Source organism: Streptomyces sp. NPDC056486 (assembly GCF_042795295.1).
Taxonomy (GTDB): Bacteria; Actinomycetota; Actinomycetes; order Streptomycetales; family Streptomycetaceae; genus Streptomyces.
Genome location: NZ_JBHTSF010000004.1, coordinates 144,762 through 165,305, shown reverse-complemented (window position 1 = coordinate 165,305; position 20,544 = coordinate 144,762). Strand labels below are relative to the sequence as shown.

General features: G+C 70.6%; 14 protein-coding genes. All 14 read right to left on the bottom strand.

Going from position 1 to position 20,544, the window contains the following annotated elements; genetic code table 11:
- Positions 1-648, bottom strand: a complete 648-nt coding sequence (locus ACFQ7F_RS04050) for a PIG-L deacetylase family protein (protein ID WP_383265671.1) — start codon at positions 646-648, stop codon at positions 1-3.
- Positions 645-1,439, bottom strand: a complete 795-nt coding sequence (locus ACFQ7F_RS04045) for a glucose-1-phosphate cytidylyltransferase (protein WP_383265668.1) — start codon at positions 1,437-1,439, stop codon at positions 645-647. Before ACFQ7F_RS04045 ends, ACFQ7F_RS04050 begins: the two co-directional genes overlap by 4 nt.
- Complete coding sequence (locus tag ACFQ7F_RS04040) at positions 1,436-2,686, bottom strand: class I SAM-dependent methyltransferase (RefSeq protein ID WP_383265665.1); 1,251 nt, start codon at positions 2,684-2,686, stop codon at positions 1,436-1,438. Before ACFQ7F_RS04040 ends, ACFQ7F_RS04045 begins: the two co-directional genes overlap by 4 nt.
- On the bottom strand, positions 2,683-3,960 hold the full coding sequence (locus tag ACFQ7F_RS04035) for a glycosyltransferase (RefSeq protein ID WP_383265663.1): 1,278 nt from the start codon (positions 3,958-3,960) through the stop codon (positions 2,683-2,685). Before ACFQ7F_RS04035 ends, ACFQ7F_RS04040 begins: the two co-directional genes overlap by 4 nt.
- A gap of 7 nt (positions 3,961-3,967) precedes the next feature.
- Positions 3,968-5,266, bottom strand: coding sequence for an O-antigen ligase domain-containing protein (locus ACFQ7F_RS04030; protein WP_383265718.1), 1,299 nt, complete (start codon positions 5,264-5,266; stop codon positions 3,968-3,970).
- A 1-nt stretch (position 5,267) separates the two neighbouring features.
- Entirely contained in the window at positions 5,268-6,812 is a 1,545-nt protein-coding gene (locus ACFQ7F_RS04025) for a right-handed parallel beta-helix repeat-containing protein (protein WP_383265660.1), read from the bottom strand.
- A gap of 11 nt (positions 6,813-6,823) precedes the next feature.
- Positions 6,824-8,749: an alginate lyase family protein gene (locus ACFQ7F_RS04020; protein ID WP_383265716.1), complete on the bottom strand. Its 1,926-nt coding sequence runs from the start codon at positions 8,747-8,749 to the stop codon at positions 6,824-6,826.
- A 47-nt stretch (positions 8,750-8,796) separates the two neighbouring features.
- Positions 8,797-11,019 (bottom strand): bi-domain-containing oxidoreductase, encoded by a 2,223-nt coding sequence (locus ACFQ7F_RS04015; protein WP_383265658.1) that lies wholly within the window; start codon positions 11,017-11,019, stop codon positions 8,797-8,799.
- A gap of 26 nt (positions 11,020-11,045) precedes the next feature.
- Positions 11,046-12,974 (bottom strand): asparagine synthase (glutamine-hydrolyzing), encoded by a 1,929-nt coding sequence (asnB, locus tag ACFQ7F_RS04010; RefSeq protein ID WP_383265655.1) that lies wholly within the window; start codon positions 12,972-12,974, stop codon positions 11,046-11,048.
- Between the two features lie 3 nt (positions 12,975-12,977).
- On the bottom strand, positions 12,978-14,504 hold the full coding sequence (locus ACFQ7F_RS04005; protein ID WP_383265652.1) for a Wzz/FepE/Etk N-terminal domain-containing protein: 1,527 nt from the start codon (positions 14,502-14,504) through the stop codon (positions 12,978-12,980).
- Complete coding sequence (locus tag ACFQ7F_RS04000; protein WP_383265649.1) at positions 14,501-15,898, bottom strand: Wzz/FepE/Etk N-terminal domain-containing protein; 1,398 nt, start codon at positions 15,896-15,898, stop codon at positions 14,501-14,503. Before ACFQ7F_RS04000 ends, ACFQ7F_RS04005 begins: the two co-directional genes overlap by 4 nt.
- Complete coding sequence (locus ACFQ7F_RS03995) at positions 15,895-17,160, bottom strand: glycosyltransferase family 4 protein (RefSeq protein WP_383265646.1); 1,266 nt, start codon at positions 17,158-17,160, stop codon at positions 15,895-15,897. Before ACFQ7F_RS03995 ends, ACFQ7F_RS04000 begins: the two co-directional genes overlap by 4 nt.
- Positions 17,150-18,466 carry a nucleotide sugar dehydrogenase gene (locus tag ACFQ7F_RS03990; protein ID WP_383265644.1) on the bottom strand — a complete coding sequence of 439 codons (1,317 nt, stop codon included), beginning with the start codon at positions 18,464-18,466 and terminating at the stop codon, positions 17,150-17,152. Before ACFQ7F_RS03990 ends, ACFQ7F_RS03995 begins: the two co-directional genes overlap by 11 nt.
- A gap of 79 nt (positions 18,467-18,545) precedes the next feature.
- Positions 18,546-20,024 (bottom strand): sugar transferase, encoded by a 1,479-nt coding sequence (locus ACFQ7F_RS03985; protein WP_383265640.1) that lies wholly within the window; start codon positions 20,022-20,024, stop codon positions 18,546-18,548.
- Between the last annotated feature and the right edge of the window lie 520 nt (positions 20,025-20,544).

The following is a 20,544-nucleotide window of genomic DNA, read 5'->3' as shown; positions in this document are numbered from 1 at the left end:
TCATTCCCCCAGGTCGAGAGTGAGTTTGGTGACGTCGAACGCCTCGGCGTAGCGGGCGTGGCATTCGATGCCGCGGATCCGCGCGAGACCGAGGAAGGCCTCCCGGTCGTACCAGGGCCGGTGCCGTTGCGAGGGGTAGTGCTCCTGCAACAGCCGCACCTTCTGTTCGGCGTTTTCAGGCGACAGCGGCTGGTAGGCCGCCGGACGGCCGAGATCGCCGTCCCACTTGACGATCTCGTAGCCGAGCACGAGGTGGTCGCGGAACGCGGTGGGTATCAGCTGCGCCAGGCCGCGGTGGTCCTGGTGCGCGTCATCGGTACGCGGGGCAAGGACGAGATCCGGCTCGGTCTGCGCGCGCAGTTCCTCGACCGCGGCCTTGGCCTCCTCCCACTGCGCCGGCAGTCGGCCGTCCGCCAACTTGAGGACGGTGAGCCGCAGTTCGGCGCCCGGGCAGAAGGCGGCGAGAGCGGCCTGCTCCTCCTGCTCCCGCTCGCTGCCACCGCCGGTGAGCACCAGCGCGTCGACGCGGATACCCGGGTGCGCGAGGCACATCGTGAGGAGCGTGCCGCCCGCGCCTATGGCGATGTCGTCGCAGTGCGCGCCCACCGCGACGATCCGGTCCAGACGCCCGGCTCCGAGCCCGATCACGCTCTCGCTCCGGCGCTGTCCCGCTCCCACACGGCCCACGGGCGGTCGCCCCGCGCGTACGCGTCGTCGAGCGCGGCCCGCTCCTTCACGGTGTCCGTCGGCTTCCAGAAGCCGCGGTGCTGGTGCGCCACAAGGCGTCCCTGCTTGGCCAGTTGGCCACATCCGTCGGCGACCAGGTCCCCGTACTCCGGTATGTGGTCGAAGACTTCCTGACGGAGCACGAAGTAGCCGCCGTTCTCCCACAGCGGCATGTCGCTCACCGCGGTGATGCCCCCCACCAGGCCGTCCTCGCCCAGCTCCACGCAGTGGAACGAGGACTGCGGCGGCACCACCATCATCGACGCGCCGGCGTCACGCCGGGCGAAGGAGTCGATCATCTGCGGCAGCGGGGCGTCGGTGAGTACGTCGGCGTAGTTGGCGAGGAACATCTCGTCGCCGTCCAGGTGGTGGCGCACCCGGCGCAGCCGCTCCCCGATCGGCGACTCGATGCCGGTCTGCGCGAACGTGATCGTCCAGTCCGAGATGTCGGTGGAAAGGAGTTCGGTCTGCCCGCCCCGCAGCACGAAGTCGTTGGACGTCGTCTCCTCGTAGTTGAGGAAGAAGTTCTTGATGTGGTGGGCCCCGTACCCCAGGCACAGGATGAACTCCGTGTGCCCGAAGTGCGCGTAGTAGCGCATGACATGCCAGATCAGCGGCCGCGGGCCGACCATCGCCATCGGCTTGGGCACGTCGTCGGCGGCGCCGCTGCGCATCCGCATCCCGTAGCCGCCGCAGAACAGTACGACCTTCATGCTGTGCCCTCTCCAGACGTGGCCTCGACAATGCTCAGTTCCGGGATGGGAAAGACGAGCCGGCCGCCCCAGTCGTGCACGAAGGACAGCTGCTCGACCAGCTCGGCCCGCAGGTTCCAGGGCAGGACGAGCACGTAGTCCGGTTTGTCGACGGCTATCTGCTCGGGCGGCAGGATCGGGATGCGGGTGCCCGGGGTGAACCTGCCGTGCTTGTAGGGGTTGCGGTCGACCGTGTACGGGAGCAGGTCGGGCCGGATGCCGCAGTGGTTGAGCAGGGTGTTGCCCTTGCCAGGGGCGCCGTAGCCGACGACTGTCTCACCGCGCTCGGCCGCCTCGATGAGGAACTTGAGAAGGTCCCGGCGCACCTTGGCCACCCGGGCGGAGAACTCGGTGTACCCGGACAGTTCCTGCAGCCCGGCGGCCTTCTCCCGGTCGAGGACCTCCGCCACTCGCTGGGACGGCTCACCGGCCACCTCGGCCGGCCGGGACCACAGCCGGATGGAGCCGCCGTGCGTGGGCAGCAACTCGACGTCCACGAGCGTGAGTCCGCCGCTCGCGAGGGCCCGGGCCGCGGACGCGACTGTGTAGTACTGGAAGTGCTCGTGGTAGATCGTGTCGTACTGGTTCTCCTCGATCAGGGTCAGCAGATGCTGCACCTCGATGGAGACCCAGCCGTCATCGGCGACCAGGGCGCGAAGACCCTGGGTGAACCCGACCACGTCGGGGATGTGCGCGTACACGTTGTTGGCCACGACCAGGTCCGCCGGGCCGTGTTCGGCGCGGACGGCCGAGCCGGTGTCCGGGGACAGGAACTCCGTGAGCGTGGGCACACCCGCGTCCCGCGCCGCCGCGCCGACGTTCACCGACGGCTCGACGCCGAGGCAGCGGATCCCGCGGTCCACCACATGCCGCAGCAGGTACCCGTCGTTGCTCGCGACCTCGACCACGAAGGCGTCGGGGCCGAGCCCCACCCGCTCTACGGCGTCGGCGACGAACGTGCGCGCGTGCTCCACCCAGGAGGTCGAGAAGGAGGAGAAGTACGCGTACTCGCTGAACGTCTCCTCCGGCGTGATCAGCGGCGGGATCTGCGCGAGCCAGCAGTCGGTGCAGACCCGCAGGTGCAGCGGGTACGCGGGCTCAGGCTGGTCCAGTTGGTCCGCGGCGAGAAAACTCTCGCACGGCGGGGTCGCCCCCAGATCGACGACGCTCCCCATCGCCGCCGAGCCGCAGAGTCTGCATCGAGTCATCTACTTCCCCCATTTCTGCTCGCGCGGGTGCCCCGTCGCGAGCCAGTGCTTTCTTCCCCTACCGGCGGCGGGCTTTCCCCGCCGCCGGACCGCCCCGCGATCGCGGTGCGGTACCCCTCCACCAGGCGCTCAAGACCGACGGCGGGGCTGAAGTCCCGCTCGTAACGGCTCCGGGCCGCCTGGCCCATCTCCCGGTTGCGGTCCTGATCGGCCGTGATCCGGCGCACGCAGGACGCGAGCGATCCGGGATCGCCCGGCTGGTGCAGCAGCCCGGCCACCCCGTCCTCGACAAGTTCGACGAAGGAGCCGTGACCGGCCGCGACAGCCGGGACCCCCGCCGCCATCGCCTCGGCGACCACCAGGCCGAACGTCTCCATGGCCATCGACGGAGCCACCACGGCGACCGACCGCGCGACGGCCTGCCGGCACTGAGCCGGGTCGAGCAGGCCGAGGTACCGCACGTCGTCCCGGCCCGCCGCCCAGGCGGTCACCTCCGGCTCCAGCGGCCCCGCCCCGGCGATCGCGAGCGGCACGCCCACACCGCCGCTCGCGGCGAGCGCGTCCCACGCGGTCATGAGCAGCCGTACGCCCTTGGCCTCCGCGAGCCTGCCGAGAAAGAGCACATGCTCGCCGGCGCCCGATCGGCGGGCGCCGGTGTCGGGCACGAAGTTGTGCTTGACCGCGAGGCGCTCGGGTGGCATGCCGGAGCGCACAAGCACGTCGCGCTGCGCGGCGGAGATGCAGAAGAACCGCTCCACGCCGGACCACCACCGCCGCCGGTTGACCGACAGACTGACCGCGAGCGGCACCGTCGCGAGGCGGGAGTTGCGGTAGCAGCCGTGCCGGACGGCGGGCAGCGACGCCGTCGTCCCGACGCACTCGGTGCACGGCCGACCGTCCCGGTGCAGCGTGCCGGGTGGGCAGACCTGGGTGTAGTTGTGCAGCGTGGCGACGGCGGGCACCCCGGCGTCGGCGCAGGCGGCGACCACCGCGGGCGACAGGAGCGGGAAGACGTTGTGGACGTGCACGACGTCCGGCCGTTCGCTGCGGAGCCGGGCGGCGAGCTCCGAGCGGACCGCAGGGTTCCAGGGCACGAGCAGCGGCACCGCGACCTTGGAAAGGAGGGACCGGGCGGCGATGTCGTCACTGCGTCGCTCGAACACCTCGACCCGGTGGCCGGCCGCGCGCAGCAGCCCCACCTCCTGGTCGACGACGACGTTCTCCCCGCTCGGCTGCGCCGAGGAGTAGCGGTTGTGCACCACAAGGATGTGCATGGTCAGATCACTTCCGGTTCCGGGCCCAGCGCGGGACACGTCGTCTGGGGGCTGCGGGCTTCGGCAGGTGCGTGGCCGCGGCGGGTACCGCGAGCAGCGAGGCGGCCAGGGCCAGATGCAGCAGATACGGAGAGGCGTCGCCGAGGCCGGCCTCGGTGTACGACGACATCGCGACGTAGCTGATCAGGAAGATCGCGCAGGCCCTCGGCAGCGACGGCGGCCGCAGCAACGCGACGCCGCCGAGGACGGCGATGACCGCCGCCACGAGGCTGACGCCGATCAGGCCCTGTTCGGTGTAGACGGCAAGCCAGCTGTTGTCGATGGGAAGACCACCGAACGACTTGTCGCCCAGGCCCATGCCGAACAGCTGCTCCGCGGTCGACCGGGGCGCTGCGAGCAGGGCGTCCCAGACCTTGGCCCGACCGGTGAGGCTGCTGAAGTTCTCCTGACTCTGCCCGCGCAGGAACCACGCCTGCAGCGCCGAGGCGAACCCCACCGCGGCCACCACGGCGATCAGCACCGTCCAGGCGAAGAACCGGCGGGCGGCGGCGCTGGTCAGGACGAGCGAGCCGATCGCCAACGCGAGGCCGACGAGCAGGCCGAGCGTGGCCGTCCGGGTATGGGTCAGCGCGAGCAGGACGAGCGACGGCACGATGACCACCACCGCACTGGCCCTGTCGATCCGGCGGCCGAGTACGAGCAGCACGGTGAGCCCGATGATCACCGCGGAGTACTGTCCGATCTGCGGCGGGGTGAGTGGCCACAACGCGCCGACAAGGCGCCCGCCGTAGAGCTCGGGCATGGCAGCGCCCGGCGAGATGACCAGGCCGACGGCCACCGACCCGAGCACCGCGAAGTACATCCGGATGTGGTGCCTGACGAACGTCAGGCTGCCGTCCCACCAGCGGCTGAGCAGCCACAGCGTGCCGACGAAGAGAGCAAGGCGCGTGCAGCGGAACAGCGCGCCGAACCCGACCTCCAGGTTCGCGCTGGAGATCACGCTCGGCACGAGCAGCAGGGTGAGCAGGAGCACGAAGGCGCTGGCCCTGATGCGCAGCCGGAGGTTGATCGCGAGCGCCAGCGCGAACGCGGCGACCAGCGCGCCCATGGTGACCAACTGGATGAGGGAGCGGGGGAGCGGGACGATGGTCTTCGCCCCGGCGGAGCCGAGCGTGTTGAGGCCGAGCAACGCCCAGACGATCGCGGCGGCCTTGGGCGTGGCGGCAGGGGGCGGTTCGGCGCCGGGCCGCGTGCCTGCCGTGTCCGGTCCGCCAAGGAGCCCACCGCGCCTCAGGTCCCCGCCCACCTCAACCACCGGCCCGCGGGTCGAAGGTGCTGTCCGCGTCCTGCTGGTACGGCGTGCCCTGCCACTGTCCGGAGTCGAGCTTCTGGTCCGTGTTGGTGGCGACGAAGCTCCAGGGTCCGCGGTAGACGTTGTCGTGCCAGCGGTTGTGCTGCTTGAGGGTGATCGCCTCACCGACGCGCTTGCCCTTGTACGGAGACCACTTCGGATAGGTGCCGTAGTTGGCGAGCACCGCCATGAGGCCGCACTCGTCCGTGCACTTGACGACGGACGCGTCAAGCAGGAAGCGGTTGTGGTGGATGTCCACCCGCTGGGTCTTCCACCGGCAGTCGGCATAGAGCGGCGCTTCAGTGATCGCCGGCCGCGCGCAGCGGTCCGTGTCCTTCACCAGCAACGTGCATTCACCGGTCGAGGTGTTGGCCGGGCTGTTGCAGAACCGGTCGGCGTTCTCCCACAGGGTGATCCCGGACCAGTTGTCCTCCAGCACGTTCCGGTAGATCTCGATCTTGTCCGTGCGGGCTTTGACCCGTGGTTCGCCGCCGGACTCGGAGACGTAGACGGTCGCGTACGGGAAGTTGTCGCCGCGGTCGGCGTACTTGCGGCCCTCGACCCAGTTGTTCCGCCGGATCGTGTTGTTCCGGATGACCGCGTTGTAGCTGGTCTCGTACATCAGCGCGGCACCGTCGTTGGCTTCGAGCACGTTCTTCTCGATGCGGAAGTCGTTGTTGTTGTTGTCCGCCCACAACCCGGATCCGCGGTTGTCGTGCACCCAGTTGCCGCGTATGTCGGCGCCGTCGACGGCCCAGAACTTGATGCCTCCGGTGCAGCCGCAGCCCGGCTTCCGCCGCTCCCAGTCGCCGGTGTTGTTGCCCACGATCTCGTTGTCCTCGACCACCAGGCCGCGGATGGAGTCGCCGTCCTTGTACGCGTTCATGCCGTACTGGCCGTTGTCGCGCAGGCAGTTGGCGCGGACCTGCTGGCGGGCACCGGCCATCATCCCGGCGCCGGAGTTCTTCTGGATCGTCGAGTGCTCGATCACCCATCCGTCGGACGAGGCGTTGTTGACCACACCTTCGTCGTGCGGCGCGACGAAGTTCTGCACGGTCAGGTGGCGGATGGTGACGTCACGGGCGGCGCCGCCGAAGGCGTACTGGTTCTTCTTCCGGCCGTCGAGCACCGCGCCCGGCGCACCGAGGTAGCGGTCCCCCTTCTTGGGGAGGACCTGGGCGTAGCGGGCCGGTTCGAGCCTGTGCTTGCCGGGGCGGAGCCAGAACGTGGTGTTCGGGGGGCTGCTCTTGGTCTTGGCAGCCAGGTCATTGACCACCTTGGGGTCGATCGTCACCGCGCCCTTCGGCGCCTTCGCGGGGCCGGTCGCGGGTTCGGCGCACACCCGGGCCACGGAGCGGGCCCCGGACTCGGACGGCGCACCGGACGAGGACGGCACACCGGAGGACCCCGCAGGGGCGTCCGACGCGCTCTCACAGCCGGTCGCCGCCAGCAGGGCAAACGCTGCCACCGGCAACGCCCAGTTCCGCCACTTGATCCCCACGCGTCCCCTCCCTAGCCCCGGAACCTGAGTACGGTCGTGAACCCCTGCGTGCCGTCGGCGAGACCGGTGCCGACCAGCGTTGTGGCGGGTTCCTTGCGCCCGAAGCCGGGCGAGTACCAGCCCAGCGGCGGGTCGCTCTCGCCGCGGTGCGCCCGCCAGTTCAGCTGCCCGGGCAGGTCGAGCACCGCGGAGCGGTCCTCGCCGTCCCGGGTCCAGGTGAGCACCGCCCGGTTGCCCTCCAGGTCCGCGGTGATCGCCGGGCCGAGGTGGAACGCGAGGTGCGCGGTCCGGCTCGGGCCGCGCACCTCGTCGATCACCCGCAGCTCCTGGCTCGTGGCGGTCAGCTCCACCCGGCGGCGGTGCACGGAGTCCTGGTAACCGTCGTGCTCGGCGCTCCAGCGGGCCGTCCCCCCGTCGGATGCGTCGGGCGTGTCCGTGGCCAGGACGCGGCTGCGGGCCTGCCGGGTCCACAGGAACGGGCCGCCGGAGACGGACTGGTCGGCGCCGTCCAACTGGAGGGTGTTGTGGCCGAGGGTCGACCGGAAGTACTGCCGCCACTCGGGCTGCCCGTGGTAGCAGAACGTTCCAGGGTCGGCGAGCACGTCGACCCCGTCGTGCCGGACCTCCACGGACAGCGCGTCCGCGTGGGCGTGTGCGGCGATGGACAGGAACCCGTGCGGACCACCGTCGCAGCGGCACCAGATCTCCGCCGGACCGCGCAGGATGGTCATGCCCGCGTCGGCGAAGTGGGCCGGCCGGCTCGCGGGGCGGGACACGGCCGGTGCGGTGTCGCGTTTCGCGTACGGCCGGATGAGCGCGGCGAGCAGCGGGGTGCGCACATCGGTGCCGGTCACCGTCGGCCACCAGTCGAGCCGCCCGAACACGGCGTCCCCGGTGGCGAGGAGCGAGGCCCAGCGGTCGGTGCCCGCGCCGTCCACGACCAGACCGTGCCCGTCGTCCGCGTCTCCCTGGCGCGGCGGCCGTAGCCGGTTGTCCACGATGGCCGCGAGCGCGTCGGTCATGCGCAGCAGCACGATGCGGACGGACGCGGGGACCGGCACGTCGGCGGCATCCGCCTCGGCCACCGCGGCCAGGCCGAGCTCAAGGACAAGTCCGTGATACTCGGTGGCCAGCTCGCGGTTGAGGCCGGAGTGGAAGGTGTTGCTCCGCAGATGCCGCTCGAGGGACCGCAGCGCGCCGGCCCGCCAGCGCGCCGATGAGGGGAACCAGCTGAACGCGCAGGCCGCGGCGAACTGCCCGGCGGCCTCGGCGATGACGTGGTTGTTCGCCGAGGACCCCCGGCTGGGGAAGGCGGCCAGCCAGCGCTGGTGGTGCCAGATCTGGTTCAGCGCCACCGGGTTGTCCTCGAAAAGACCGGCCGCGCCCGGCCAGCCGTCGAGCAGCCTGCGGATCCACACCCAGGAAAGGAGACGGATGCCCAGCTCGATGCCGCTGATCCAGTGCACGCCGCGCAGCGGTGGGTTGGCCGTCCACCACGAGTGCAGGTGCGCGGCCACTCGCTCCGCGTACCGCTCGTCCCCGGTGACCGCGTAGGCGGCGGCGAGCACGGTGAGGTACTGGTGCCGGGACGGCTCCCAGATCTGCTTGATGTCCCCGACCGCGTCCTCGTCGCGGTACGGCACGTCGAAGGCGTAGCTCCACGGAGCCCGGCGCCCGGTCTTCGGGTCGTACCACCAGTCCGGGGCGGCGAGGTCGTCGCGGGCCACCCCGAAAAACTCGGCGTGCCCCTCCATCAGCCGGTCCGCCTCGGCGACGAGACGTTTCGCGGCGTCCGGCGGCACTGCGGCGATCGTCCCGGCGGGCAGTACCGCGGTGAACCGGGCGCCGGTCACGCTCGGGCAATCCGGCTGCGCCGACCTCCACCGCCGTCTGCGTACGACGTCGCCCACCCGGCCGCCGATCTCACGCGGTTCCATCCGGGAAAGCCGCCGCAGGTACCAGCCCGGACTCCCTGAGTTCACGGTCACCGCGCCTCCGCCAACGTCACCGGCGCGCCGCCGGCCAGGCCGGCCTGCACGGCCAGGGTGGCCGCCGTGGTGGCGACGAGCGACTCCAGCGGCACCGGCATCGACCCGCCTGTGCGCACGGCCTTGATGAACGCGGCCAACTCGGCGTTCTGGCCCTTGTCCCTGGCCTTGGGCAGCCGTGAACTGACCCACCGCTTGCGGCCGGACCCGCCGTCCGCGAACACCGAGGCACGGACGAAGTCGTCGAGCCGCAGCGCCTTGCCGTCCGCGACCAGGTCAAGCGTCTCCTTGGGGAAGCTGCCCGGTCCTGTGGTGACGTAGCTGATGGTGGCGGTGGACTCGTCCGGGTAGCGCAGCACGATCTGCAGGTCCTCGTTGCCGGACGCGGCGACCGCGTACACCGAGACCGGGTCGGCATCGAGCAACCAGCTCGCCGTGTCGATGAAGTGCCCGCCCTCGCCGACGAACCGCGAGCCCTCGGTGCCTTGCTGGAGGTACCAACTGCCGTGCCCCAGGCGGCCCGCGTTGACCAGGTAGCGCAGGCTCGCCGGACCGGTCCGGGCGCCGAACCGCTTCCTGGCCTCCTGCAGCAACGGTGCGAACCGGCGGTTGAAGCCCACCTGCAGCCGGTCGTTGCCTGACTCCTCCACGGCCGCGAGCACGCCCGCGAGATCGTCCTCGGTGAGGGCCAGGGGCTTCTCCACGAACACCGCCTTGCCGGCAAGGAGGGCTCTGCGGGTCAGTTCGGCGTGCGAGCTGTGCCGGGTGACCACGAACACCGCGTCGATGGACGAGTCGCCGAGCACGCCGTCGAGATCGGTGGTCGCGTCGGCGAAGCCGAACTTGCGCTTCGCGTTGGCCGCGGACAGCGCCGTCGTGGTGACGACTGTCGACAACTCGACGCCGTCGCGCTGCGCCAGGTGCGGAAGGAGCATCGACGTCGCGTAGTTTCCCGCGCCGACGAACGCGAGGCGCACGGGCGCCTTGGCGGATCGGGCCGGGGTGGACGCTCTGCCACTGCGTCGCACCGCGGGCACGGCCACCGTCGGGGTCACCGTTTCCACCGATTCTCCCGCTTCCCCCGTTTCCCCTGCGTGTTCGGGGTAGCGGAACAGCACGGCCACGGCCTTCAAGTCGCCGTCCTTCAGGCGCTGGTACGTCTCGACGGCGTCATCGAAGTCGGCGACGTGGGAGACCAAGGGCTCCACGTCGATGCGGCCGCGGGCCGCGAGATCGAGGAAGCACGCCAGGTTGCGGCGCTCGGTCCAGCGCACGTAGCCGATCGGGTAGTCCCGCCCCTCGAGCTCGTACGCCGGGTCGTAGCGTCCGGGGCCGTACGAACGGGAGAACCGGACGTCGAGCTCCTTCTCGTAGTACGCGTTCCACGGCAGGTCCAGGCGGCACTTGCCGATGTCGACGACCCGGCCGCGGTCCCTGCAGAGCCGGGCGGCCAGCTCGACGGGCTGGTTGCTGGCGCCGCCGGCGGCCAGATACACCTGGTCCACGCCGTGACCGTCGGTGAGTTCGGCGACGGCGGCTTCCACGGCCGCGGACGCGGGATCGCCGCAGGCCGCGGCGCCCAGGCGCTCGGCGAGCTCGCAGCGCACCGGGTCGGGGTCGACCCCGACGACGCGGACTCCCGCGGCGGCGAGGAGTTGCACCACCAGCTGCCCGATGAGACCGAGGCCGATGACAAGCGCCACCTCGCCGAGCTGCGGCTCGCCCTGGCGGACGCCCTGCATCGCGATCGACCCGACGGTGCCGAAGGCCGCGTGCCGGGGCGCGAGGCCGTCCGGCACCGGGGCGTAGAGGTTCCTCGGCACCCAGTTCAACTCGGCGTGCAGCGCGTGCTCGTTGCCGGCGCAGGCCACCAGGTCGCCGACCTTCACGTCGTCGATCCCGGCGCCGACCTGCTCGACCACCCCGCACAGCGAATAGCCGAGCGGCGTGTAGGAGTCCAGCTTGCCCATCACCTTGCGGTAGGTGGCGGGCACCCCGTTGGTGGCCACGCTCTGCATGACCTTGGCCACCTGGTCAGGACGGGAGCGGGCCTTGCCCACCATCGACATGCCGGCCTCGGACACCTTCATGAGCTCGGTCCCGGTGGAGATCAGCGAGTAGGCGCTGCGGACAAGCACGCCGCCCGGCTTGCACCCCGGCACCGGTACGTCGAGCAGCGCCAGCTCGCCGCTCTTGTAGTTCTGCACAACCTGTTTCACCCGAGCTCCTCATTGTTTCTACGCCGTCAGGCCGCTTGGCTCTGGCCGGAGCCAGAGGTCGCGCCGCGATACCAGTACTCGAGCGTCAGCACATGCCACAGATGCTTGGAGAAGTCCCGCTGCCCGGCGGCGTCCTCGGCGACCATGCGCGCAAGGGCGTCGCGGCGCAGGATCCCGGAATTGACGAGCACGCCGTCGTTCACCACCTCGCGCACAAGGGGTGCCAGATCCCGGCTCATCCAGGCGCGCAGCGGGGCGCTGAACAGGCCCTTGGGCCGGTACACGATCTCCCGGGGCAGGACCGAGGTGGCCGCCTCCTTGAGGACCGCCTTGCCCTGCCGTCCGACGATCTTGCGATCGCCGGGCACGGCGAACGCGGCCTTGACCACCTCGACGTCCACGTACGGCACCCGCACCTCGGTCGACGCGGCCATGCTCGACCGGTCCGTGTAGGCGAGGTTCAGGCCGGGCAGGAACATCCGGGCGTCGCCCAGGCACATGCGGTTGACGAAGTCGTCGAGGTCGTTGTCCTCGTAGATGTCCGCATGCTCGGTCAGTACGTCATCGACCGTCCCGGCCAGGTCCGGGTTGACCAGGGCGAGCAGCTCGTCCTGGTCGTACATGGTGTAGCTGCGCCGGAACGCGGTCTCCTCCGGAAGGTCGGCGAAGGAGAGGAACCGCTTCGCGAAGCGCACCGACCGGTATCCCCGGCGGGCCGTGGCGACCGGCAGCCGGTCAACGGCTCCCGACAGGCCGCGCCGCAGGGGCCGCGGGATGCGCTGGTAGCGCAGCGCGAGCAGGTTGGCCAGGTGCTTGCGGTAACCGGCGAACAGCTCGTCGGCACCCATCCCCGAGAGCATCACCTTGACCCCGGCCTCCCGGGCGGCCTCGCAGATCAGGAACGTGTTGATCGCCGCGGGGTCGCCGATCGGCTCGTCCAGGCTGTACGTCATCTGCGGCAGCAGGTCGAGCACGTTCGGAGCGATCTCGATCTCGTGCAGGTCGACGCCGAACTGCTCGGCCACCTGCCGGGCATAGCGCAGGTCGTCCGGCATAGCCTCGAACTTGGCGTCCTCGGCGCGGAATCCGATCGTGTAGGCGGAGATCCCGGGGCGGTGGCGGGCCGCGAGCGCGGTCAGGTAGCTGGAGTCGAGACCGCCGGAGAGGAAAGTCGCCACCGGTACGTCGGAGAGCAGGTGTTGCCGGGTCGATTCCTCGACGATGGCGGCCAGGTCCGGCTGTTCGCCGTCCCGGGCCCGCTCCCGGCCCTCGGCGGCGACATCCCGGAGGTTCCAGTACTGGCCGCGCTCCACCTGGCCGTCGGCCCTGCACCGCAGCCAGCTCCCCGGCGGCAGCTTCTCCGCCTCGCGGAACGCGCAGCGCGAGTCCGGCACCCAGTAGTAGAGGAGCGAGGCCACCAGAGCCGCATGGTCCACCTCGAGGGACCCGCCGGTCACAGCGGCGAGCGCCTTGAGCTCGGAGGCGAACACCAGGCCTCCGCCGCGCCGGAGCAGGAACAGCGGCTTGACGCCGAGCTGGTCACGGGCGAGCACCAGGTCACCGGTGCGCTCGTCGAAGATCCCGAACGCGAACATGCCGCGCAGCCGGGGCAGGCAGTCGGTGCCCCACCGCCGCCAGGCCTCCAGGAGCACCTCGGTGTCGGAGGTACCGCGGAAGCGCACCCCGGCGGCTGCCAGTTCGGCACGCAGCTCGGGCGCGTTGTACAGCTCGCCGTTGTACGTCAGGGCGAGGCCGTCCGAGACCATCGGCTGGGCGCCGGTCTCGGACAGGTCGATGATCGCCAACCGGCGGTGCCCGAGGTGTACTTCGCCGTCCCCGGTGGGGTGGCTGTAGCGGCCCGCCCCATCCGGGCCGCGGTGAGCGAGGGTGTCGGTGAGCCGGTCGGTCACGACCTTCCCGTCCGGCCATCGGTAAGTGCCTGCGATGCCACACATGTGCTAGCGCGCCTCCTGGTCGCTGTCCGGGACTCGTACTGCCCATGGCTGCCGCTCCGTCAGCAGCCGGCCCGTCCCGTCCTGCCGGGCAAGGCGTTCGTTGTGGCCGCGCAGCGCGGTGTGCAGCCCGTCCCACAGGGTGCCGTCGGTCCTGTCCCGCGGATCGGGGTCGATGAGGACCACACCGATCACCGGAATGAGCAGGTCTCCGAGCTGCCGCGCCACGGTGTGCAGCCATGCGGTGCTGCCGTGCCCGGCACGCACGACGAGCACGGTCTGGGTACCGAGGTCCTGGAGACCGGTCCACGCCGTGCCGGGCGCGACCGAGCCGACGCCGAGCCGGCGTACTTGACGTGGCACGGCCGCGGCCTGCTCGCCGCTGACCACGTCCGGGCCTCCTGGCTGCCGGCCGCGGTTGGCGCGCTCCAGGCCAGGCAGGCCGTCGATGACGACCACAGGGCCCTCCGCCGCCAGTGCCGTCGCGAGGTCCAGGGCGATCACGCTCGTGGTGTGCGCGCAGCCCAGTTCGAGCAGCGACACCGATTCCGCTGAGCCACGCACGGTGCGGGCCAGGGTCGCGGTGAGCCGTTCGCGGGCCGCCCGGGTCCGTCGGGGCCGCCACGACCCGGCCGGTCTGCGGGACACGCGGCGCAGCTCCGCGATGACCGAGGCGCCCAGGTTCGCTGCGATCTCCCGGCGCAGTACGGGGCGGTCCCTCACCACCGAGCCGACCGCGGCCACCGCGAGCCCCAGGACGAGCCCGAGGACGAGCCCGATCGCGGCGTTGGTCAGAGCGGCCATGGGCAGCGAGTGCTGCACCGCGCGCGGGGCGTCCACGATCTGCGTGCCGGCGACGAGCCGGGGCGTGCCCATGCGCGCCTCCTCGGCGCGCAGGTCGAAATCGGCGATCCGCGAGGTGAGTTCGGCCCGGCGGGCGAAGAGCGATTCGATGCTCGCCGACGTCTTCGGGTCGCTCTCCGGCTTCCGGCCCCCGATCGACTTGTTGACCCGGGCGAGGTCGTCCCGCATCCGGTCACGCTGGTCGCGCAGTGCCTTGGCCTCGGCCTTCGCGGCGTCCTGCATCCGCCGCACATGGTCCGCGACGAACGTGTCCGCCAACGCCTTGGCCCGGGCCACCGCTTGTGCGTCGCTGTCACCTGTCACATCGATCTGCAGCAGGTTGTTGGTCACGCCGGTCCCTCGGTAGTCCCGCATGAAGTCTTCCGGGGGTACCGGGGACTTGAGGGACTTCAAGGCCTTGTCGGCGATCCGCGTGGTCTGCAGCAGCTCCACGTCGGTGCGGATCAGCGTTCCGGTGTCGTTCGGCTGATCCTCCTGATGCGCGACAAGGACCTTGGCCGTCGCGGCCGGCGGGGGCGGCCGAAGGACCGCCACCGCCGCGCCGAGCAGCAGCCCCAGGAGCGCGAGGGAGCACCAGAAACGGCGGCGCCTGCGCACCGCCACCACCAGTGCCTGCAGATCGAGGAGCGGAGCGGCTGCCGACGACTCCGCAGTCGGGCTCGTCGTCACGCTGAGCCTCCCGTCGCGTGGCCCTGGACCGCGAGCGCCGGAGCGGCGTTGTCCGGAGGGAGGCCGGCAGATCGTGTCGGACGGGTCCGGACGGTGTCGGCGACGACGATGCCGAGGACCTCATGCCTGCCGTCCGCACACGCCCCGGCGATGTCGGCGAGCTCTCCTGCGGTCCAGCTGCCCGCGCTGAGCACGACCAGGGCACCGGACTCGGTCTCGCGGTCCGGCACCACCGGCCGGGACACCGAGACTTCCACCACCCGCAGCACGGGATATCCACCGTTCGAGGAGCTTGCGGAAGGCTCGCTCCCGGCCTCGGCCACGAGCTGCTCGGCGGCCCGGCGGGCGATCTCGTCGCCGTCCGGTACGACGACCAGCAGCCGCCGGGCGGTAGGCAGCTGGGTCCTGAGGCGAGCGCACACCCGCCGGTAGCGGATCCGTCTGCCGGCCTCGTCACCGGACATCGGCGGGTTCGGCATGTCCCACCGGGTGTCGACGCCGAGGAGCCGGCGGATCCAGGCCCGCGGGCCGCCGCCTTCCGGCCGGTGCGCGCGCCGTTCGCCAGGCACTTCGACAGTGCCGATGAGCGTCGAGCCCAGCGCCGCGGCGATCTCCGGTTCGGTGCGCAGCCGGCGGTTCGACCGTGCGGCGGCGAGATGCCCGATGACCGCGAACAGGAAGAACAGCAACGCCCCGCCGGCGATGAACTGCGTCCTCGTCGGCGCGGCCTCGCCGGTCGGCCGGACCGCGGGCCCCATGACGACCATGCCCCCCTTGTCGGTCGCCGGGTCGGCCTGTTCCAGCCTCTGCATGGCCTCCTCCAGCGAGGTGCGCAACTTCTCGAGTGAGGTACGGGCCGCCACGCTCTCCACGGACTGCCCCGGATCGGCCGCACTGGCCAGTTCGGTGATGCGGCGGTTGGTCTCCGCGACCTTCTTCCGCAGTGCCTCGGGCCCCGTGGCCGTTTCGGGGTTGGTGCCGCTGCCTGCGATCCGCGCGGCGAATGCGACGAACTCCTTGGCCATGCGGTCGGAGAGCTGCTGCGCGTGCTGCGGGGTGTTCGCCGTACCCAAGATCTTGATGATGTTTCCCTCGCTGGCCTTGGCGCTCACTCGATCCCGCAGCTCACCGCCGCCGACGCCCGACCAGCGCAGGCCGGCGGCCGCGCGGTCGACCACCTCCGAACTGGTCGCGATCTCCGCCTGGGTCAGCAGCTCGCGCTCTTCCCACTGCCCGGGCAGCAGCACCGATGCCGACGCCGTATAACGCGGCGGAAACAGCAACGAGGTGCCGTAGCCGACGAGTGCGCCCACCAGGACGAGGATGGTGAGAAGCCGCCAGCGCCGACGGAGAATCCGCCCGATCGTGACCAGGCGTATCGGGTCCTCGCTCAACGGCGCGGCCTCCTCCCTGTCCGGACCGGGCCGCCCGCCGACACCGTTGTGCGCTCACGGCAGGCAACGGCGTAGGCGGCGAGCAGCGACGCCTGCGAGTTCCGCCAGGAAAGCTGCCCGCCGATCCGCTCCTGACCGATCTCGCCCATCCGCGCACGCTTCTGGGGATCGTCGAGGAGCAGCGCGATGAGCTTGGCGAATTGAGCCTCGTCGTTGGCGGGCGCGTACACGGCGGCGTCACCGGCGGAGACCCGCGCCTCCCGGAGATCGAACGAGACGATCGGCCGGCCCATCGCCATGTACTCAAGGACCTTGTTCATGGTCGACACGTCGTTGAGCGGATTGCGCGGGTCGGGGGAGAGGCACACGTCCGCGGTGGACAGATAGCGCACCAGGTCGGCGTCCGGAATGCGCCCGGTGAACTCCACCTGCTCACTGAGCCCGAGCTGCCCGGACAGTTCCACCATCGCGTCGAATGCGTCGCCTGAGCCGACGAAAACCGCATGCCAGTCGGTCCGACCGAGCTCGTCGCGCAGCTTCGCAAGGGCCCGCAAAGCGTAGTCGACGCCGTCCTGAGGGCCCATGACACCGAGGTAGCACAGCAGATGAGGCTTGCCGCGCTTCAACTCCGGCTCGGGGGGCACTGGTTGGAACCGGTCGGTCTGGGGCGCGCTGCGCACCACGAAGACGTCCTGGGGCCGCTTGCCGCCACGGTGTACCGCCACGTCCCGGTAGCTCTCGTTCGTGGCGAGCACGATGTCCGCGGCCCGGTAGGTCAGCCGTTCAAGCGCGCACACGGCGCGGTAGAGCAGATCTTCGCCGCGGTCGAACCGGGAGAGGTACAGCTCGGGTACCAGGTCGTGCTGGTCGAAGACGAACCGCGCGCCGCGCCGCTTCAGCCACAGTGCCGGAAGGAACAGCAGGTCGGGCGGGTTGCAGGCGTGGACCACGTGGACCGGGCCGACCTTGCGGGCAAGGCGGGCCGTGTGCCACAACGCCGATCCGTACTCCCGCAGGTAGCCGGCGGGACCGCCGGTGGCCGCGCGCAACGGGTAGCGGAGGATCCGCACCCCGTCGATCTCCGCCTCCAACTCCGTGTCCCGCTTGCTGCCTTGGGGACAGATGACGTGCACTTCCCAGCCCGCGTCGCGCAGTGTCGTGCACTCCTGCCACACCCGCCGGTCGAACGGCACCGACAGGTTCTCCACCAGAATCAGCGCACGCCGGTTGGGCCGGTCGCCGCCTTTTGCGTTACCAAGCAAGACCCACGTACCCCGGTTCGGCCCGGCGCGCCTCGGCGTCGGGAAGGTGGATGAGATCGACGATCACAGGGCCTTCGCCATGGGGCAGCGCCGAAAGGACGGCCGGCTCCCTGGTCCCGACCAGGCATACCTCGGAGTGCTCGAGCACCTCGTCGACGGAGTCGGCGAGCAGCTGCGCGAGGTGCGGCAACCGGGTCTCGATGTACTCCCGGTTCGCGCCGAGCAGCCGCGAGAGGTTCACGTTGGGGTCGTAGATCCGCAGGTCGTAACCCTTGCCGAAGAGCCTCTCCGCCAGCTCGACGAGCGGGCTCTCGCGGAGGTCGTCGGTGCCGGGTTTGAAGGAAAGACCGAACATTCCCACCCGACGCTTGCCGGTGCGCTCGACCAGCTCCACCGCGCGCTGCAGATGCTCGGAGTTGGAGGGCAGCACGTGGGAGAGGATGGGCACCGAGACGTCGGCCCGCTGCGCCGCGTGGACCAGGCTGCGTAAGTCCTTGGGCAGGCAGGAGCCACCGAAGGCGAAGCCGGGCCGCAGGTAGGCGGGGCTGATGTTCAGTTTGCGGTCGGCCAGGAACACGTCGATCACCTGGTGCGAGTCCACCCCGAGCGCCTGGCACACCGCGCCGAGCTCGTTCGCGAAGCCGATCTTGAGGCCGTGGAAGGCGTTGTCGGCGTACTTGATCGCCTCGGCCGTCGGGATCGGCACCCGGAACACCTCGCCTGGCAAGCTCTCGTACAGCGCCGCCACCGCGTCACCGCTTGCCTGGTCGATCTCGCCGACGACGGTCTTGGGCGGGTCGAAGAAGTCCCGCACGCTCGTGCCCTCGCGCAGGAACTCCGGGTTGACCGCGACCCCGAAGTCCACCCCGGCCGTACCGCCGACGGACTTCTCCAGGATCGGTACAAGCAGGTTCAGGCAGGTGCCCGGCAGCATGGTGCTGCGGAACACGACGGTCTGCCGTCCGCCCCTCTCGGCCAGCGCGTCGCCTATCTGCTCGGTGACCCGCTCCAAGTACGTGGTGCACAGGCTGCCGTTGGGCTCCGACGGCGTGCCCACGCAGATCAGCGACACCTCGCTGCCCAGGATCGCCTCACGGACGTCGGCGGTGGCGCGCAACGCTCCGGTCCGCACGACCTCGGCTATGAGCTCGCCGATCCGCTCCTCGACCACCGGGGCCTTGCCGTCGTTGACCAGGTCGACCTTCACCTGGTTCACGTCCACGCCGATGACCTCGTGACCCATGCTGGCCAGGCACGCGGCCGACACGCAGCCCACGTAGCCGAGCCCGAAAACGCTGACTCTCATGCCCCGTCCATCCCCCCAAGCAGGCCCTTGCGGCCTGCGGTCCGTGCGTCGGCCGATGCCGTACGACGCCCCCCGCGCATCAGTAGGCCCCCTGGCCGTAGAGCACCGCACGCAGCGTCTTCCACAAGATCACCGTGTCCAGGGCGAGCGACCAGTCCTCCACGTACCGCAGGTCGAGGCGGACCGCCTCCTCCCACGGAAGGTCGCTGCGTCCGCTGATCTGCCACAGGCCGGTGAGGCCGGGCTTGACGAGGAGACGCCGCCGGATGTCCGGGCCGTACGCGGCGGACTCCTCCGGTAACGGGGGCCGCGGGCCGACGAGCGACATCGATCCGGTGAGTACGTTGAAAAGCTGCGGGAGCTCGTCGATCGAGTACCGGCGAAGCACTGCTCCCACCCGGGTCACCCGCGGATCCCGGCGGAGCTTGAACAGCAGCCCCGCGCCCTCGTTGCGGTCGGCCAGCGCGGCACGTGCCCCGTCGGCCCCGGTGACCATGGTGCGGAACTTGAAGATGGTGAACTCGTGGCCGTCCTTGCCGACTCTGCGCTGGCGGTAGACCGCCCCACCCCGGCTGTCCACAAGGACGAGCAGCGCGACGAGCACCATCAGCGGCGCGAACAGCAGCAGCAGGATCGCCGCGCCCAACCGGTCGACGACCCCTTTGATCGCCCGGCGGCCCCCGGTGAAGGTCGGCATGCTGACCCGAAGCAGCGGGATCCCGAGCACCGCGTCGACGTGCAGCCGCGGTCCCGCGACCTCCATGAGGACGGGGGCCACGATCATCTCGGCATCGCTGCCTTCGAGGTTCCAGGCGAGGCGCTGCAGCCGGTCCGGTGACCAGTGCGGGTCCGGTGTGACCGCGACGACGCGGTAGCCGTCGCGGCGGACGTGGCCCGCGACGTCCGTAAGGCGGCCGACGACCGGCACTCCGTCCAGTTGGTCACCGTCGAACCCGAGACCGTCCGTCGTGCACACCGCGTCGACCTGCCAGCCGAGGTGCGGGAACTTACGGGTCCGTGAGATCAGGTCGCGCACGGTGGCCAGGCTCCCGGCAGCGAGCACCGGTCGCAGGCACCGTCCTTCTTTGCGCTGTTTGTGCAGCCAGAGGCGCAGCAGATACCGCGCCGTCATGGTGATGAGCGCGATCGCGGGGATCGCGACGAAGATCCAGAGCTTGATGTTGCGCGAGGTAAGGGCGATCCCGCCGAGCGCCAGTACGACGACCGCCGTGAACAGTGAGCGTCCGAGTCTGCGGAACTCCTCGGCGCCCTGGCCGAGCACGGCCGGCGCCCACGCCCGGCTCACCGCAAGCGCTCCCAGCACGAGGAGCTCGGTGCCGAAGGCGAGAATTCCCCACTTCTCGTGCCAGTTGGCCGCGTCCCTGGCCCCGAAGAAGATGCCGATCCCCGCCACCACGAAGGCGGTGACCACGGTATCGCTGGTGATCACGGTACGGCGGTAACGCTGCTCCCAGTCGATCGCGGGCTTGCTGATCGTCCCGTTCGTCAGACGCCCGGGCGCCGACGGAAACGGGCTGGCTAAGTCCCCCTGCTGCACAGAACCCCCCCAGGTCGCCAGTGATCGGCGTGTTCGCCGAACACTGTTCCTCTCCCCCGGGAGGCCCCCGCCTCCCGCGCCGCGCCGTACTTCCCCCCGGGAGGTCCCCGCCTCCCGCGACGTGCTGTTCCTTTCCCCCCGGGAGGCGCCTGCCTCCCGCACATGACGTGCCGGCTGGTTCAGCCCAACTTGGCCAACTCACTCCGGCGGAAGCGGACTTGCATGCCTCGCCGGAGTGTTGTGGTGCGCAAGGAACCCGTCGAATCCCGGATGCTCCCCGCACCCGAGCCCCCTCGCGGGCTCCAAGAATCGATCACCCCCACGTCTGGCACCGAAGACGCGACTGCTGGCTGTCTGCAGTGCCGAACCTGGAGATCATTTATTGGTCGCTTCGTGTCCGAACAGCTGAAGCACGGTCAATTTAGACCATCGCGGCCAGTATGTAGAGGGGGTGTGTGCAATTTGTGTTCAAGCCATGTGGCCGGATCCGTCGACCGGTGGCCGCCCGCGGGTACTTCGA

What these genes read in the sequence shown, in the direction of transcription:
- ACFQ7F_RS04045 (WP_383265668.1), bottom strand. Translation starts at nt 1,439, where the DNA reads ATGAAGGTCGTACTGTTCTGCGGCGGCTACGGGATGCGGATGCGCAGC.
- ACFQ7F_RS04040 (WP_383265665.1), bottom strand. Translation starts at nt 2,686, where the DNA reads ATGACTCGATGCAGACTCTGCGGCTCGGCGGCGATGGGGAGCGTCGTC.
- ACFQ7F_RS04035 (WP_383265663.1), bottom strand. Translation starts at nt 3,960, where the DNA reads ATGCACATCCTTGTGGTGCACAACCGCTACTCCTCGGCGCAGCCGAGC.
- ACFQ7F_RS04020 (WP_383265716.1), bottom strand. Translation starts at nt 8,749, where the DNA reads ATGGAACCGCGTGAGATCGGCGGCCGGGTGGGCGACGTCGTACGCAGA.
- asnB (WP_383265655.1), bottom strand. Translation starts at nt 12,974, where the DNA reads ATGTGTGGCATCGCAGGCACTTACCGATGGCCGGACGGGAAGGTCGTG.
- ACFQ7F_RS03990 (WP_383265644.1), bottom strand. Translation starts at nt 18,466, where the DNA reads ATGAGAGTCAGCGTTTTCGGGCTCGGCTACGTGGGCTGCGTGTCGGCC.